The organism is Lacimonas salitolerans, from assembly GCF_042677865.1.
GTDB lineage: Bacteria > Pseudomonadota > Alphaproteobacteria > Rhodobacterales > Rhodobacteraceae > Lutimaribacter > Lutimaribacter salitolerans.
Genome location: NZ_JBHUDD010000059.1, coordinates 155,334 through 171,690, shown reverse-complemented (window position 1 = coordinate 171,690; position 16,357 = coordinate 155,334). Strand labels below are relative to the sequence as shown.

Here is a 16,357-nt window from a genome sequence, read left to right as displayed (position 1 = left end):
GGGTTGGCTTAGCTGTCGCGCGAGATAACGAACCGCGCGGCCTGCCGCAAGCAGTCTGCCCTGTCGCCATACACAGTTAGGGCGTCACAGGCCTCGGTCACCAGATCGGCGGCACGACGCTTTGCCGCGTCCAGACCCAGCAGTGACACGAATGTGGCCTTGCCCGCGGCGGCATCCTTGCCCACGGCCTTGCCCATCGCCGCGGCATCGCCGGTCACGTCCAGCACATCGTCGGCGATCTGAAAGGCCAGCCCGATGGCATCGCCATAGGCCCGCAACGGCGCCTGATCGGCCTGCGCCAGAACCGGCCCCACGCAGGCCGACCACGTGATCAGCGCCCCGGTCTTGCCCGCCTGCAAGGCGGTGATCTGGTCCAGCGTCAGGGGCACATCGGCGCTTTCGGCGGCAATATCCAGCGCCTGACCATGTACCATGCCGCCCGCCCCGGCCGCCCGCGCCAGCGACAGCACCAGATCGGCGCGCACCGCCGCATCGGGATGGCCACGAGGATCGGCCAGCATTTCGAACGCCAGCGTCTGAAGCGCGTCACCGGCCAGAACCGCAGTCGCCTCGTCCCACTGCCGGTGTACCGTGGGCATGCCGCGGCGTTCGTCGTCATCGTCCATACAGGGCAGATCGTCATGCACCAGCGAATAAGCGTGCAGCGCCTCGATCGCCGCCGCCGACCAGACCGCCTGATCCGGCGTCACACCATGCAGCGCCGCGCCTTCAAGCACCAGCAGCGCGCGCATCCGCTTGCCCCCGCGGCTGGCATAGGTCATCGCCTGCGCCACCGTGCCGTCATACTGGCCGATGCACAGGTCCAGATGCGTCTGCACCCGATCCGCGGTTTCCTTCAGCGCCTGATCCAGCACGCGGGTTACAGCCCGTCGACCGGGGTGACCCCTGTCGGGGTGCCCTCGCCATCCAGGGTGATCGCGGCGACCTTTTCCTCGGCCTCTTTCAGCTTGGCCTCGCAGCGTTTCTTCAACGCCGCCCCACGCTCGTACAGGGCAATGGAATCCTCCAGCGGAACATCGCCGCGCTCCAGCTTGCCCACCACCTCTTCCAAGGCGCGCATGGCGTCTTCGAATGTCATCTCGTCCACGGGTTTGTCAGTCATGCGCTGGCGTCCTTCAATGCGTTGACATGGGCGGCGGCACTGGCCGCCAAGGCGTTCAGATCGTAACCGCCCTCCAGCACGGATACCACCCGCCCCGCGCAATGTTTCGCGGCCAGAGCGCACAGGCGCTGCGTCAGCCAGACGAAATCATCGGTTTCCCAGTTCAGATTGGCCAGCGGATCGGCGCGATGCGCGTCGAACCCGGCAGAGATCAGCAGCAATTCGGGCTGGTAGGCGTCGATGCGCGGAAACACCTGCGCCTCGTAGACCGCGCGCATCTCGGCCCCGCCGCTCATCGGGTCCAGCGGCAGGTTCACGATCTGATCATGCGCGCCGCGTTCGTCCGGCGCGCCACTGCCCGGCCACAGCGGCATCTGATGAGACGAGAAAAACAGCGCGCGCGCCTCGTCCCACAGCAGATCCTGCGTGCCGTTGCCGTGATGCACGTCGAAATCCACCACCGCCACGCGGGACAGCCCGTGCACCTCCATCGCGTGCATGGCGGCCAGTGCGAGATTGCCGAACAGACAGAACCCCATGTGCCGCGTGCGTTCGGCGTGGTGCCCCGGCGGGCGCGTGGCGACAAAGGCATTGCCCACCTCGCCCGCCATCACCGCATCGACCGCAGCAATCGCCCCGCCCAGCCCGCGCCGCGCGGCGGCCACCGATCCGGGCGACATATGCGTGTCGTCATCCAGTTGCACGCTGCCCGCTTCGGGCGCGGCGGCCAGGATCTTCTCCAGATACGCCGCCGGATGGCCCCGCAGGATCGCGGCATCCTCGCCCAGAGGGGCCTCGCGCCACTCGGGCCCCGAGATCGCCTCAAGCGTAGGGCGCAGGGCCGTCAGCCGTGCCACCTGCTCGGGGTGGCCCGCCGGTGTCAGGTGGTTCAGGCAGTCGTCATGCCAGTAGATCGCGGTTCCCATGCTGTCCTTTCATCTTCATCTTGCCAGATAAACTCCCGCCGGAGGCACCCGACCGTGCCACGCGCACAGCGCCCCGACAAGGCTCAAAACGGGTCGCAAAACCGGCGCGCAAAACGGGGTTCAATCCGGCGCCAGCATATAGCCCGATCCGCGCACCGTCTGCAGGTAACGCGGCTGTTTGGGGTCCTGTTCCAGCTTGCGGCGGAGGCGGGTGATCTGCACATCAACCGCGCGCTCCTGCGACTGCCCGCCCGCCGCGGCCCCGCCCCGGCCCAGATCCTCGACCAGCCGCGCGCGGGTGATCGCCTCGCCCGGCTGCGCGGCAAAGATCCGCATCAACTGGCTTTCCGTCGCGGTCAGGCGCACCGGGTCGGACCCGTTCCACAACTCGCCGCGTTCGATGTCATAGCGCACGTTGCCAAGATGCAGCACCTTTGGCACGGTGCTTTCGGCCACGGGTTCGGGCATCCGCCGCAGGATCGCGTTGATCCGCAGCAGCAGCTCGCGCGGCTCGAACGGCTTGGGCAGGTAGTCATCCGCCCCGGCCTCCAGCCCGGCGATCCTGTCCTTGGTCTCGCCCTTGGCGGTCAGCAGCAGGATCGGGGTGGCATCGGTGTCGCGGATCGCGCGGGTCAGGGCCACGCCATCCTCGCCCGGCATCATCACGTCCATCACGATCAGATCGAACGCCAACCCCGACAGCAGACGCCGCGCATGGGCAGCATCGCGGGCGGTGGACACCAGAAACCCGTGCTTGACCAGGAACCGCGCCAGCAGGCTGCGGATACGCTCGTCATCGTCAACGATCAGCAGATGGGCGTCCACGTCGCTCATGCGCCGCTCTCCTTCAAGGCCTGGTATCGCCGTCTCATGTCCGCGTCCATCATCGCCTCAAGCACCTGCCGGAATCCCGCCACCGCCTGCGGACCCGCAGCGCGATAGGCCGTGCGCATCCGGGCGCGCTGCGCATCTGACAGGCGTTGTTCCAGCGCCCGTCCCGCATCAGTCAGATACAGATGCCGCTCGCGCTTGTCCGAACTGCCGACCCTGCTTTGTACAAGGCCATCCTCGATCAGGCTGCGCAAGACACGGTTCAGCGATTGCTTGGTGACACCCAGAATGGCAAGCAGGTTGTTGACCGTGGTGCCCGGCGCGCGGTTGATGAAATGCACCGCACGGTGATGCGCGCGGCCATAGGCCAGATCGGCCAGTATCCGGTCGGGGTCGGCGGTAAAGCCGCGATAGGCAAAGAACATCGCCTCGATCCCCTGACGCAACTGTTCGTCCGTCAGATACAGCAGGTTCTCGCCACTGGTCGGGTCCGCCATTTGCCCCCCTTCGGCCTTTCGCCATCTGCCTGTTTGCCGGGCAGCTTACGTCAGCCTTGTTGACATTCCAACAAGCAACTGGTAGCGAATCGCAGTTTTTGCGTAACTTTATGTCCGAACCGGACGTATAATGCGCAACAAATGCAAAGCACAAGCGCGGGAGACGACGAATGGCGGGCTATGATGATCGGGACGGCAAGATCTGGCTGGATGGTCAACTGGTAGAATGGCGTGACGCGCAGGTGCATGTACTCAGCCACGCGCTGCATTATGCCAGCTCGGTGTTCGAGGGCGAGCGGTGCTATGGCGGCAAGATCTTCAAAAGCCGCGAACATTCCGAACGCCTTCTGAAATCGGGCCGCCTGATCGATTTCGAGATCCCCTATACGGTGGATGAGATCGAGGCCGCGAAAGAGGCGACGCTGAAGGCCAACAACCTGACCGACGCCTATGTGCGCGCCTTTGCCTGGCGCGGCGCGGGCGAGGATATGGGCGTGGCCAGCGCCCGCAACCCGGTGCGTATGGCCGTGGCGGTGTGGTCCTGGGGCAATTACTATGGCGATGCCAAGATGAAGGGTGCCAAGCTGGACATCGCCAAGTGGCGCCGCCCCGACCCGGCCACCGCGCCCAGCCAGGCCAAGGCGGCGGGTTTGTATATGATTGCAACGATGTCCAAGCACGCGGCCGAGGCCAAGGGATGCTCGGACGCGATGATGATGGACTATCGCGGCTACGTGGCCGAGGCGACGGGGGCCAACATCTTTTTCGTCAAGGACGGCGCGGTGCACACGCCCACGCCCGACGCGTTCCTGAACGGGATCACCCGCCAGTCGGTGATCGCGATGCTGAAGGACAAGGGCGTCGAGGTGATCGAGCGTCACATCATGCCCGACGAACTGGAAGGGTTCGAGCAGTGCTGGCTGACCGGCACCGCCGCCGAAGTGACCCCGGTGGGCCAGATCGGCGACTACAATTTCGAGGTCGGCGCGCTGACCCGCGAAGTGGCCGAGGATTACGAGAAACTGGTGCGCCGCTGATCCTTGGGATGGGCGGTATTGCCCACCCAGCCTTTGCCTTGACGCGACAGGATTGGCGCTGCGGCGCTACCCGGCATCGCGCAGGCGGTGACTCAGGTCGTTGATCTGATCGCGCAGGGCCTGGGCCTGTTCCGCCGTCAGGCCCGTCTGATCCAGAACGCAGGCCGCGATGTGCCGCGCCTGCGCCTGCATCTCGTGCCCCTTATCCGTCAGGCGCACGATCACGCGCCGCTCGTCGGCGCGGTCGCGCTGTCGCGATACAAGTCCGCGCACCTCAAGCCGTTTGATCAGGGGTGTCAGCGTGTTGGATTCCAGCGCCAGATCGCGCCCCAATGCGCCGACCGTCCGGGCGTCCTGCGTCCACAAAGCCGACATCAGCAGGTATTGCGGATAGGTCAGGCCCAACTGGTCCAGCAGCGGTTTGTACACCTGTTGCATGGCATGGGTGGCGGAATACAGCGCAAAACACAGCATATCTGGAGGAGAGAGTGTCATCCACGGATATTTACATCGCGCGCGATATGATCGCAAGTCTTGACATCATGGTATCACGAGTTCACTTTAAATCGCACACGATACAATCGTTAGCGAAAGGAATCCCATGACAACCGATCCCAAATACTGGACCGAAGCCAAGGCAACCGGCGGCGGCCGTGACGGGCTGGCGCGGCTGGCCTCGGGCATGCTGACCGTCACAATGGCGCCACCCAAGGAGCTGGGCGGATCCGGTGCAGGCCACAACCCCGAAGAGCTGTTTGCGATGGGCTATGCGGCCTGTTTCCTGGGGGCCATGCGGGCCGCCGCGCAAAAGGAAAAGCTGGGCACCGTGCCCGATGATGCGACGGTTGACGCGCATGTCGGCATCGGCCCACGCTCGGACGGGGGATTCGGTCTGGCGGTCAAGCTGGTGGTCACCCTGCCGGGCGTCGAGCGGGACATGGCGCAGAAGATGGTCGATCGCGGACATTTTGTCTGCCCGTACTCGAACGCCACGCAGGGCAATATCGAGGTCGAGGTCACGCTGGCCTGATACGCGGCATTCTCTGGCGCAGGCCGTTCCCGGCCTGCGCAACCGCTAAACCCTAGAAATCGACCCCGCGCTGCGCCTTGATCCCGGCCTTGTAGGGGTGCTTTACCTCGTCAATGACCGAAACCAGATCGGCATAGTCGCAGATTTCGGGCGGTGCATCCCGGCCGGTCAGGATCACGCCGGTTCTGGCGTCACGCGCTTCCAGCGCGTCGATCACGGCCTGCGGCGTGATCTGGTGGTAGCGCAAGGAAATGTTGATCTCGTCCAGAATGACCAGATGATAGTCGCCACTTGCCAGCATCGTGGCGGCCTGCACCAACGCAGCCTCGGCAGCCATGCGATCCCGCTCTTTATCCTGCGTATCCCATGTGAATCCCTCGCCCATCATGTGCCAATCGACACCGCCCAGCCGTTCAAAGAACTGCCGCTCGCCGGTGATCCACGTGCCTTTGACGAACTGCACCACGCCCACGCGCTGTTTCCAGCCCAGGGCACGGATCGCCACGCCAAAGGCGGACGAGGATTTGCCCTTGCCGTTCCCGGTGTTGACCAGCACCAGCCCCTTGTCAGGGTCGCGCAGTTCCTGCTGTTTCTGACGATGCGCCTTTTGCACCGCCTGCATCTTTTCCTTGTACGCCTCGGGTTCCGCCATCAGGTCAGTTTGCCTCTTTCATAGCGCGTTGCAGTTTGGCCATGCCGCCGATCCAGCGGTCATATGTCTCGGCCTTGACCTTCATGTAGTCTGCAACCTCGGGATGGGGAAGGACAAGAAAGCGCCGCGCCTCGATGGCCTGAATGCACTCGGCCGCCACCTGTTCGGGCGGCAGCACACCGTCCAGAACCGCCGGGTTGTTGCCCGCGTCGCGCACCATGGCGGTATCCACGCCTTGCGGGCACAGCACGCTGACCCCGATCCCGTCGTCGCGATGGCCAAAGGCCAGCGCCTCGGCAAACCCGACAGCGGCGTGTTTCGTCACGCCATAAACCGCGCTGCCCACCTGGTTCAGCAGACCGGCAGCCGAGGCCGTGTGCAGGAAATACCCGCCCCCGCGTGATTTCATCCGTGGGATCAGATGCCGGGCCGCGTGCACATGCGCCATGACGTTGATCGCCCAGGCGGTGTTCCAGACATCCGCATCGGCAAAGGCGATATTGTCAAAGGTGGTGTCCTTGCCGGTCAGGATACCGGCGTTCGAGCACATCAGACCGACGGGGCCATGCGTGGCCTCGACATGGTCGATCATGGCTTCGATCTGATCCTGCCGCGACACGTCACAGACGACGCATTCATCCGCGCCATCCACCTGATGCGGCTTCAGATCCGCGCTGATCACGGCCGTGGCCCCTGCATCCTTGATCGCGCGCACCAATGCCGCACCGATCCCCTGCGCGCCGCCCGTGACGATGACAACCGTTCCCGCGATCTGCATCAGGACGGGCTCATGCCGCGCAGCCGTTCGGACCGGCGGCGCAGGATTTCAACCGTGGTCAACAGCGCGATCGAGATGATCACAAGGATCGTCGCCACCGACAGGATCGCCGGGCTGATCTGTTCGCGAATGCCGTTCCACATCTGGCGCGGGATGGTCTGTTCATCCAGACCGCCGACGAACAGCACCACCACCACCTCGTCGAACGAGGTGACAAAGGCGAACAGCCCGCCCGACACCACACCGGGCAGGATCAGAGGCATCTGCACCCGCCGGAACGTCGTCAAAGGGTCCGCGCCCAGATTGGCCGCCGCGCGGGTCAGCGAATGGTCAAACCCCACCAGCGTCGCCGTCACCGTGATGATTACAAAGGGAATGCCCAGCGTGGCATGGGCCAGAATGACCCCGAGATAGGGGATGCCCCAATTATGGATACCGATGCTGGAGTAGAAAAAGAACAGCCCCGTCGCCACGATGATGATCGGCACGATCATCGGCGAGATCAGCATCGCCATGATCAGCCGGCGATAGGGCATTTCCGGGCGTGACAGGCCCAGAGCCGCGATCGTGCCCAGTGTCGTGGCCAGTATGGTGGCAAAGAACCCCACGATGATCGAGTTCTTGGCCGCGTTGATCCAGGCGGCGTTGGACCACGCATCGGCCCACCAGCTTGCATTTCGCGGCGCATCGGGGTCCTGCATGCCAAAGGTCAGCAGCAGGTCATACCAGCGCATGGAATAGCCCGTCGGATCAAGCTTGAGCATCTTTTCGGTGAAGGTGAAATAAGGCTCGATGTTGAACGACAGCGGAATGATCACAAGGATCGGCGCGATCAGGAACAGAAAGATCAGCCCGCAGATCACCAGGTAGACATAGTGCCAGACCCGTTCGAGTGTCGAGGCGTGGTTCGGAAGTGCCATGGCTTACCCCAGCTTCAGATTGTCGATGCCGATCAGGCGATCATAGAGCCAATACAGGATCAGGATGCCCGCCAGCAGCAGCGCCGCCAGCGCCGCGGCCAGTGACCAGTTCAGCGAATTTTGCATGTGGAACGCGATCAGGTTGGAAATCAACTGCCCGCTTGCGCCACCCACCAGCGCGGGCGTGATGTAATAACCCACCGACAGGATGAACACCAACAACGCCCCGGCGCCGATGCCCGGCACGGTCTGCGGGAAATAGATGCGGCGGAACGCGGTCCAGCTTGTCGCGCCCAGGCTGCGCGCGGCGCGCACATAGGACGGGTTGATCGGGCGCATCACGGAATACAGCGGCAGGATCATGAACGGCAGCAGGATATGCGTCATCGCCACCACCGTGCCGGTCTGGTTGTACATCATTTCCAGTCGGCTGTTGTCGCCCACGATACCTGCGGCCACCAGAGTGTTGTTCACCACACCCTGCCCTTGCAGCAGCACCATCCAGCTGGTCGTGCGCACCAGCAGCGATGTCCAGAACGGCAGCAGCACGAAGATCATCAGCAGGTTGGAATAACGCAGCGGCAGCGTGGCCAGCAGATGCGCGACGGGATAGCCCAGCACGAAGGTCAGGAACGTGATCAGGACCGACAGGAACAGCGTGCGCTGAAACAGCGTGATATAAATCTGGCGGTTTTCATTCACGCTGACGATCTCGCCATCGGCGTTCTTTGAAAAATCCAGCGCGGCAAGATAGAAATTGATCGTATAGGCCGAGGACGCGTCGCGCATCACGCGCCACAGCTCGGGATCGGTCCAGTCCTCGTCAACGTCTATGAACGCCTCCCTGTAGGGGGGCTCCATCCGCTCGGCGCCACGCGCCGTCTTGGTGAACAGCGAGCGCGATCCACTGCGCTCGTAGTTGATGCGGGTGCCGACCTGACCGGGGGCGCGCAGTTCGCGCAGCAGCAGGAAATCGTGATGCAGCGCGGCAAAAGCGGCCTCGTCCGGTTCGGTGCCGGCCGGGTTTTCGTCAAACCACGCCGAGATATTCTGCATGATCGGCGTTTCGGTGCGGGTGCCGATATCTTCGTGGATCGTGAATCCGCTGTTGTAGAACGACTGGTGCAGCATCTGGCCAATCGGCATCACGAAAGTGATCAGCACGAAGGCGAGCAACGGCAGCACCAGCAGAAAGGCCCGGCGTCGGGCGGCGGCCTGCGCACTGATCAGCGCGGCCTTGAGCGGCTTGCCATCGGCCGTTTTCAACAAGGCGGGTTTGCCCTGTTTGGTTGCGCCGGTCATGTTTGCTGTTGCATCAGCCATGCTTGTCTACCCCGTCCCGTTGGCCTTGAACTCTGGCCCGGATCTTTGTCCCGGATCATGGTTGGACGGGCCATTCACGGCCCGCCCATTGTGTCATCGCCCCGGCACGCCTGGCCGGGGCAAAGGCCGGGTTACTGCGCCAGCCAGGAGTTGAACCGCTCGTTCAGCTCGGCATCCATGTCGACCCAGAACTCGAAGTTGTTGACCAGCGCGTTGCCCATGTTGGCTTCGGCGGTGGGCATGTGCGTCGCCATTTCCGTCTCGCCGTCCATGAACGTGCCGACCAGCTCGCCCGAGGACATGCGCGCCGGGCCATAGCTGATCCAGCTTGCCTGATCCGCCAGGCGCTGCGTGTCGGTCGAGAACGCGATGAACTGCATCGCGGCATCCTTGTTTGGCGCGCCCTTGGGCACCACGAACAGGTCGAAATCGAGGATCTGACCATCCCAGACGATTTCCAGCGGCTGGCCCTCGGCCACGGCGGCGTTGAAGATACGCCCGTTGTAGGCGGTCGACATCACCACCTCGCCATCAGCCAGAAGCTGCGGCGGCTGTGCGCCGGCTTCCCACCAGACGATATCGTCCTTGATGGTGTCCAGAACGGCAAAGGCGCGGTCGATGCCTTCGTCGGTTTCCAGCACTTCGTACACTTCGCCCGCAGGCACGCCATCGGCCATCAGCGCCATTTCCAGCGTTGCCTTGGCGGATTTGCGCACGCCGCGCTTGCCGGGGAACTTCTCGGTGTCAAAGAAATCAGCGATGGTCGTGGGCGTGCCATCAACATTGCTGCTGTTGTAGGCATAGACCGTGGACCAGACGATGCTGGCCACGGCGCAATCCTGCAACGCGCCTTCGATGAAGTCCTCGGTCGCCGGGGTGCCGTCGGGCGCGTCGGGCAGCATCGACACGTCGATCGGCTCCAGCAGGCCTTCGTCACACAGGCGCACGGCATCCGAGAATTCCACGTCGGCCACGTCGATCGACACGTTGCCGGCCTCGACCTGCGCCTTGATCGGCGTGGCGGGGTTGTCGGCATCGACCGAGTTCACACGGATGCCGGTCTCGGCGGTGAAGGGCTTGTGATACGCTTCGACCTGAGACTTGGTATAGGCCCCGCCCCAGGACATCACGGTGACTTCCTGCGCCTGCGCGGCATAGGCCGCACTGGTCAGGGCTGTCGCCATAAGTGCAGTTTTCAGTTTCATGTCATAACTCCCAATAGTTACCCGTTTTGTTTGGTGTCGGGGACGGTGTGACGGGTTGACCATCCGCCCCCCATGGCGATCGCGCCCGTATGTCGGGCGCGAAACGCGCTACCGCTTACGCATCCAGCGCGCGGCAATCCTGTGGCAGCCAGCCGATTTCGATCTGCTGGCCGGGCGTCATCCGCGCCTGATCGGGGGCGTTGCGGGTCTTGACCACGAAGTCGTCATTCCCGGCAACCCGCAGGCGCGTGCGGAAGATGTCGCCCATGTAGACGAACTCCAGCACCTCGGCCTTGAGCGTATGCGCGCCTTCCTGAAGGCGGGACTTGTTCACCTCGACCCGCTCGGGCCGGATGGAGACGCGGGTGCGGTCACCAATGGATTCAACATTGACCGGCATCGCGTCGATGATCTCGCCATCGTCCAGCCGCACTTCGCACTTTGTGCCGTTGATCTTTGTCACCACGCCTTCCAGCGTGTTGTTTTCGCCGATGAACTGCGCAACGAAACTGTTCTTGGGCTCTTCGTACAACGTGTCGGGCGCGTCCAACTGCTGAATGCGGCCATCGTCGAACACCGCCACGCGGTCCGACATGGTCAGCGCCTCGGTCTGGTCGTGGGTCACATAGACGGTCGTGATCCCCAGATCATGCGCCAGGCGGGTGATTTCGAACTGCATCTGTTCGCGAAGCTGTTTGTCCAGCGCGCCCAAAGGTTCGTCCATAAGCACCAGTTCAGGCTCGAACACCAGCGCGCGGGCCAGCGCGATGCGCTGCTGCTGACCGCCCGACAACTGGGCAGGACGGCGGTTCATGAAGGCCCCCATCTGCACCATGTCCAGCGCGCGCTTGATCTTGGCCTCGCGGGTGGTTTTGTCGATGCCGCGCACTTCCAGCGGAAAGGACAGGTTCTCACCCACGGTCATGTGCGGAAACAGGGCGTAGTTCTGGAAAACCATGCCGATCCCGCGCTTGTGCGGCGGGATGTTGTTGATCGGCTTGCCGCCCAGCAGGATCTCGCCGTGGGTCGCGGTCTCGAACCCGGCCAGCATCATCAGGCAGGTGGTCTTGCCTGACCCCGACGGCCCCAGCATCGTCAGGAATTCGCCCCGCGGCAGGGACAGGTTCAGATCTTTGACGACCAGCGTTTCGCCATCATAACTCTTTTGCACGCGGTCAAAGACCACGAACGTGTCATCACTCGTTGCGTCAGCCAAGGCGGCTCCCCGTTGTTGCTTTTCGCAGGTGGACCTGCTTGTTTTTCCGTCACTGACTAAAGCGTCTCTTGCCCCTCCTTGCAACATGCTTACGCTTTTTTCCCCCTTTGTTGCGCGATTTTCAGGCATTTGGTCCAAACCGGCATGTTTTTCAGGCGCATCGCACCGCGGCGGCCGGGCCGCAAAGGCGTCTGGCCTTTTGGCGAACGCGCACTGGGCTTGGCATTTCCCCGTGGTAGTGGTGCAAAGGGCTGTGCATGGTCGCATCTGGTCCAGAATCGTGCGGCTGTTTTTGCCAAAAACGACCATGTCGCGACCCAAAGAGACGAGGATTATATGACGGACAAGGATATCCCCTTCAGCCAGACGGAATATGCCCGCCGCATCGCCAAGACCCGCCGGGCGATGGATCAGGCGGGAGTTGATATCCTGTTCGTCACCGACCCGTCCAACATCGCATGGCTGACGGCCTATGACGGGTGGTCATTCTATGTGCATCAGGGGGTTATCCTGCGCCCCGAGGGCGATCCGATCTGGTGGGGCCGCGGCATGGACGGCAATGGCGCGCGGCGCACGGTCTGGATGAATGACGACCACATTCGTCCCTATCCCGACAATTACGTGCAATCCACCGAACGCCACGCGATGCAGCATCTGGGGGCGCTGCTGGCCGAACTGGGCGGCGAGCGTGCCCGCGTCGGCGTCGAGATGGAGAATTATTACTACTCGGCCAAGGCGCATGCGATGCTGGCCGAAACCCTGCCCAATGCCACGCTGGTGGATGCCACCGGGCTGGTGAACTGGCAGCGCACGGTGAAATCGGACGAGGAAATCGGGTTCATGCGTCGCGCCGCGCGGGTGGCCGAGACGATGATCGACGGGGCCATCGCCCGCGCCCGTCCCGGCCTGCGCAAGAACGAACTGGTCGCGGCGATATACAACGACGCGCTGACCGGGGTGGGCGATGACTGGGGCGATTACCCGGCCATCGTGCCGATGTGCCCCTCGGGCGCGGATGCCAGCGCGCCGCACATCACCTGGAACGGCGCGCAGATGCAGCATGACGAATGCACGTTCTTTGAACTGGCAGGGGTCTACCGCCGCTATCACATCCCGTTCTGCCGCACGATCTGGCTGGGCACGCCACCCGATGCGGTGCGCCATGCCGAAGAGGCGCTGATCGAGGGGCTGGAGGCCGGGCTGGACGCCGCCCGCGCCGGGAACCGCGCCTGCGACATCGCCGAGGCATTGGGCGGTGCGTTGACCCGCGCCGGGATCGAGCGCGGCGCGCGCTGCGGCTATCCCATCGGGCTGTCCTATCCGCCCGACTGGGGCGAGCGCACGATCAGCCTGCGGTCCGAGGATGAAAACGTGCTGGAACCGGGCATGACATTCCACTTCATGCCCGGCCTGTGGATGGCCGACTGGGGTCTGGAGATCACCGAATCCATCCTGATCACCGAGGATGGCCCTGCCGAGACCTTTTGCAACCGGCCCCGGCAGTTGTTCGTGAAAGAATAGGGGGTGTCCACAAACTGTGTTGGTTCGCTTCGTCTTAATTCGAAAGAGCCTATCTTACTCCGCTTTTCCCGCGGAGGATGCCCTTGCTACACCACGACTTTCGCCGTTTTCTCAATGCTCTCGACAAACTGAACCCGGCCCAGATCGAGGACGCCCAGACGAAGATCCAAGATCTCCGACGAAAGACGGAGGCGATTTCCGAGATCGAAGCACGGACAAACCAAGAACACAAGTGCCCCTTCTGCGGCGATGAACGACGCCAGAAGTGGGGCCGCACTCGGACCAGGGTCCAACGCTACCGATGCACCGGTTGCGAAAAGACCTATTCAGGACGAACCGGGAGCGCCATCGGCCGCATCCATCGCCCCGACCTGCTCATGGAGGTGTTGAGGGATATGCTGGGCAGCCCCGCGCCGCAATCGGTGCGCAAGCTGGCCAAGCAGCTCGACCTCAACAAATACACGATATGGCGCTGGCGGATGCTTGTGTTCTCGGTCATCGGAAACAGCGGCGTGGCGGCGACCTTCTCGGGGATCATCGAGGCGGATGAGACCTATCAACGGGAGTCCCGGAAGGGATCGCGCGAATGGGTTCGGCACTTCGCCGATCCGCAGAATGTCCCCCAGCCACCGCGCCCACGGTGGGAAGACTTCACGACGCAGGGCCTCAAGATGATGCGCGGACTGTCGAAGTGGCAGCTCCCCATTCTGACTGTCGCTGACCGCGGCGGCTCTTGCCTCTTCCGGCGACTAACGGACCGCAAAGGCGCGACCGTGGAGCGCGCGATGAAGCCCTTGGTGCCGGGCGATGCCGTGCTCTGCTCGGACGGCGGCAATGGTTACAAGAACCTTGCTGCGGCGAGCGGCCTTGAGCACTTCGTGGTAGGCAGCAAGCCCGGAACCCGTGTCACGGCGGGCTGCTATCATATCCAGAACGTGAACTCGCTCCACGCCCGCTATGGCAGGTTCATCGAGCCCTTTTGCGGACCAGCCACGAAGAACCTCAACGGCTACATTCGGTGGCTTGAGGTGCGGTTGGCTGGGCTGCGGCCCGCGGACGTAGTCAGGGCTTCATAGGCAACTGAATAGTGGCTGCAAACTGGCTTCCCACCAGTTTCTGAAAGAAGACAAACGGTCCGATCTCCATCCCAATCGCCTCAAGCGGAGGCTCGAACGGAGATTAGTAATGGATGGCGGGCAGCCTCAGCGTCGCATCAAGGGAATCCTGTCGGTGGGAGCACCACCTCCAGAACGCGGTCACGTGGCCGAGACCGTGCCGCCCCGCGTCCTTCCGGAGCTTCGGCGAGCTCCTCGAATCGGAGAGTTGTATTGGTGTCGATTGCCCAAGGACGCCGAACTGCCAGAAATGTGGAAGACACGCCCGGTGGTCATCATCTCACCCGCCAATACCCTCTCGGGATCTGCCACTTTGATTCCGACCAGCACGGTCGACCAAGGCAACAACAAGTGGGCAGAGCTACTTGAGACATCGATTGACGGCGAGACATCCTATGCAATCTGCGATCAACTCCTCACCCTGGCAGTAAGTCGCTTGAAGGCCCCCGAATTATTGACTCCCCGGCTTGGCCCCGAAGAAATCAACCGGATTGTCACCAAGATACATCTGCGGTTGCCCCAACCTCGGTAGGTTTTCTGCCAGTTGGATTTTTGGATCGCGCTTATCGATCCTATTTGATACTCAGCAACTGCGGCGCTGGAGACAGACGACCGCCTCCCCGAGAGGGGAAACTACTTGCGAAGGGGAGCCTCGTGCTCCCCTATCGCCCTTCCCAACATCTTCGATCGAATGTCATTTGCGTGAACCAACACGGTTTGCGGACACCCCCAAAGAATAAAGAATAAAGGCCCGCCTTAGCTGGCGGCCACCCACAACCCCTGCTCCTTGACCTGCACCATCGCCTCGTCCAGCGACTTCCACGCGCGTTCGATCAGGATGTCGGCTTCCTCGGGCTGCATCACCAGCGGCGGGCTGATGATCATCCGGTCACCGACGTGGCGCATGACCAGATTGTTGGCAAAGCACCGCTCGCGCGTGATGTAGCCCACGGTGCCCGGATCGGCGGCAAACCTTGCGCGGCTTTCCTTGTGCGGGGTCAGCGCGATCGAGCCCATCATGCCCACGATCTTGGCCTCTCCCACCATAGGGTGATCTGTCAGCCCCTGCCACTTCGCGGCCATATGCGGGCCGATCACGTCGCGGACATGACCGACAAGGTTTTCCTCTTCGATGATGTTGATGTTTTCCAGCGCCACGGCCGCTGCGACGGGGTGCGAGGAATAGGTGTAGCCGTGGTTGAATTCGCACTGGCCGATCACCGCCGCGACCTTGTCGGACACGATCGAGCCGCCGATGGGCTGATAGCCCGAGGACAGGCCCTTGGCGATGGTCATGATGTCGGGCTGCCAGCCGACGGTCTGCGAGCCGAACCAGTTGCCGGTACGACCGAACCCGCAGATCACCTCGTCCGCGATCAGAAGGATGTTGTATTCCTTGCAGATACGCTGGATTTCCGGCCAATAGCTGTCGGGCGGAACGATCACGCCGCCGGCCCCCTGCACGGGTTCCGCGATAAAGGCCGCAACCTTGTCGACGCCGATGTCATGAATCGCCTTTTCCAGTTGCCGCGCACGTTCCAGCCCGAACTCCTCGGGGCTGGTGCTGCCGCCTTCGGCCCACCAGTTCGGCTGGTCGATGTGGTGGATGCCGGGGATGGGCATGCCGCCCTGCGCGTGCATGCCCGTCATCCCGCCAAGGCTGCCGCTGCCCACGGACGAGCCGTGATAGGCGTTCTTGCGGCTGATGATCACCGCTTTCTCGGGTTTGCCCAGCTCGGCCCAGTAGGTGCGCACCATGCGGATGTTGGTGTCATTCGCCTCGGACCCGGACCCGGCATAGAACACGTGGTTCAGGTCGCCGGGGGCGATTTCGGCCAGTTTCTGCGACAGCGCGATGGCGGGCACGTGGGTCGTCATGAAAAACGTGTTGTAATAGGGCAGCTCGCGCATCTGCCGCGCCGCCACATCGGCCAGACGGTCGCGTCCATAGCCCACGTTCACGCACCACAGCCCGGCCATGCCATCGAGGATCTTGTTGCCCTCGCTGTCATGAATCCACACGCCCTCGGCCCGGGTGATCACCCGTGCGCCATTCCTGGTGAATGCGTCCTGGGTCGAGAACGGGTGCATGTGATGGGCAGCATCCAGCGCCTGCAATTCGGCGGTGGGCATGTGGTTGGTGATCTGGGTCATGGGGGCCTCTTGAATGACAAATGGGCGCG

General features: G+C 63.1%; 18 protein-coding genes. 5 read left to right on the top strand and 13 right to left on the bottom strand.

The features are described from left to right. Positions 1-8 precede the first annotated feature (8 nt). The 5 genes from ACFTOW_RS12565 to ACFTOW_RS12545 all read right to left on the bottom strand — a co-directional run bounded on the left by ACFTOW_RS12565 (position 9) and on the right by ACFTOW_RS12545 (position 3,377). Positions 9-875, bottom strand: coding sequence for a polyprenyl synthetase family protein (locus ACFTOW_RS12565; RefSeq protein WP_379916207.1), 867 nt, complete (start codon positions 873-875; stop codon positions 9-11). 5 nt (positions 876-880) lie between these two features. Further along, positions 881-1,123: an exodeoxyribonuclease VII small subunit gene (locus ACFTOW_RS12560; protein ID WP_379916205.1), complete on the bottom strand. Its 243-nt coding sequence runs from the start codon at positions 1,121-1,123 to the stop codon at positions 881-883. Continuing rightward, positions 1,120-2,049, bottom strand: coding sequence for a histone deacetylase family protein (locus ACFTOW_RS12555; protein ID WP_379916203.1), 930 nt, complete (start codon positions 2,047-2,049; stop codon positions 1,120-1,122). Before ACFTOW_RS12555 ends, ACFTOW_RS12560 begins: the two co-directional genes overlap by 4 nt. 120 nt (positions 2,050-2,169) lie before the next feature. Beyond that, a complete protein-coding gene (locus tag ACFTOW_RS12550) occupies positions 2,170-2,883 on the bottom strand; it encodes a response regulator (protein ID WP_379916201.1) in 714 nt (237 codons plus the stop codon). Then, complete coding sequence (locus tag ACFTOW_RS12545) at positions 2,880-3,377, bottom strand: MarR family winged helix-turn-helix transcriptional regulator (protein ID WP_379916199.1); 498 nt, start codon at positions 3,375-3,377, stop codon at positions 2,880-2,882. The genes ACFTOW_RS12550 and ACFTOW_RS12545 overlap by 4 nt, the downstream gene beginning before the upstream one ends. A gap of 170 nt (positions 3,378-3,547) precedes the next feature. Here ACFTOW_RS12545 and ACFTOW_RS12540 point away from each other — a divergent pair, with 170 nt between their 5' ends. Further along, positions 3,548-4,414: a branched-chain amino acid aminotransferase gene (locus ACFTOW_RS12540; RefSeq protein ID WP_379916197.1), complete on the top strand. Its 867-nt coding sequence runs from the start codon at positions 3,548-3,550 to the stop codon at positions 4,412-4,414. A 66-nt stretch (positions 4,415-4,480) separates the two neighbouring features. On the opposite strand, the gene ACFTOW_RS12535 is transcribed toward ACFTOW_RS12540, so the two are convergent. After that, entirely contained in the window at positions 4,481-4,909 is a 429-nt protein-coding gene (locus ACFTOW_RS12535) for a MarR family winged helix-turn-helix transcriptional regulator (RefSeq protein WP_379916195.1), read from the bottom strand. 106 nt (positions 4,910-5,015) lie between these two features. On the opposite strand from ACFTOW_RS12535, the gene ACFTOW_RS12530 reads away from it, so the two are divergent. Next, positions 5,016-5,444 (top strand): organic hydroperoxide resistance protein, encoded by a 429-nt coding sequence (locus tag ACFTOW_RS12530; RefSeq protein WP_379916193.1) that lies wholly within the window; start codon positions 5,016-5,018, stop codon positions 5,442-5,444. Positions 5,445-5,496: 52 nt separating this feature from the next. On the opposite strand, the gene cobO is transcribed toward ACFTOW_RS12530, so the two are convergent. From cobO to ACFTOW_RS12500, 6 genes are all read right to left on the bottom strand, one after another. Beyond that, a complete protein-coding gene (cobO, locus tag ACFTOW_RS12525; protein ID WP_379916191.1) occupies positions 5,497-6,096 on the bottom strand; it encodes a cob(I)yrinic acid a,c-diamide adenosyltransferase in 600 nt (199 codons plus the stop codon). A 4-nt stretch (positions 6,097-6,100) separates the two neighbouring features. Further along, positions 6,101-6,874 (bottom strand): SDR family NAD(P)-dependent oxidoreductase, encoded by a 774-nt coding sequence (locus ACFTOW_RS12520; protein ID WP_379916189.1) that lies wholly within the window; start codon positions 6,872-6,874, stop codon positions 6,101-6,103. After that, on the bottom strand, positions 6,874-7,794 hold the full coding sequence (locus tag ACFTOW_RS12515; protein ID WP_379916187.1) for an ABC transporter permease: 921 nt from the start codon (positions 7,792-7,794) through the stop codon (positions 6,874-6,876). Before ACFTOW_RS12515 ends, ACFTOW_RS12520 begins: the two co-directional genes overlap by 1 nt. Before the next feature lie 3 nt (positions 7,795-7,797). Beyond that, positions 7,798-9,117 (bottom strand): ABC transporter permease, encoded by a 1,320-nt coding sequence (locus ACFTOW_RS12510; protein ID WP_379916185.1) that lies wholly within the window; start codon positions 9,115-9,117, stop codon positions 7,798-7,800. A gap of 131 nt (positions 9,118-9,248) precedes the next feature. Continuing rightward, complete coding sequence (locus ACFTOW_RS12505; protein WP_379916183.1) at positions 9,249-10,322, bottom strand: ABC transporter substrate-binding protein; 1,074 nt, start codon at positions 10,320-10,322, stop codon at positions 9,249-9,251. A gap of 115 nt (positions 10,323-10,437) precedes the next feature. Further along, positions 10,438-11,538 carry an ABC transporter ATP-binding protein gene (locus ACFTOW_RS12500; RefSeq protein WP_379916181.1) on the bottom strand — a complete coding sequence of 367 codons (1,101 nt, stop codon included), beginning with the start codon at positions 11,536-11,538 and terminating at the stop codon, positions 10,438-10,440. A gap of 336 nt (positions 11,539-11,874) precedes the next feature. On the opposite strand from ACFTOW_RS12500, the gene ACFTOW_RS12495 reads away from it, so the two are divergent. The 3 genes from ACFTOW_RS12495 to ACFTOW_RS12485 all read left to right on the top strand — a co-directional run bounded on the left by ACFTOW_RS12495 (position 11,875) and on the right by ACFTOW_RS12485 (position 14,706). Beyond that, on the top strand, positions 11,875-13,059 hold the full coding sequence (locus ACFTOW_RS12495) for a M24 family metallopeptidase (protein ID WP_379916179.1): 1,185 nt from the start codon (positions 11,875-11,877) through the stop codon (positions 13,057-13,059). 83 nt (positions 13,060-13,142) lie between these two features. Continuing rightward, positions 13,143-14,135 carry an IS1595 family transposase gene (locus ACFTOW_RS12490; RefSeq protein WP_379916177.1) on the top strand — a complete coding sequence of 331 codons (993 nt, stop codon included), beginning with the start codon at positions 13,143-13,145 and terminating at the stop codon, positions 14,133-14,135. Between the two features lie 109 nt (positions 14,136-14,244). Beyond that, positions 14,245-14,706, top strand: a complete 462-nt coding sequence (locus ACFTOW_RS12485; RefSeq protein ID WP_379916175.1) for a type II toxin-antitoxin system PemK/MazF family toxin — start codon at positions 14,245-14,247, stop codon at positions 14,704-14,706. A gap of 224 nt (positions 14,707-14,930) precedes the next feature. Here the strand turns inward: ACFTOW_RS12485 and ACFTOW_RS12480 are convergent, their stop codons facing one another. After that, positions 14,931-16,328: an aspartate aminotransferase family protein gene (locus ACFTOW_RS12480; protein ID WP_379916173.1), complete on the bottom strand. Its 1,398-nt coding sequence runs from the start codon at positions 16,326-16,328 to the stop codon at positions 14,931-14,933. Positions 16,329-16,357 lie beyond the last annotated feature (29 nt).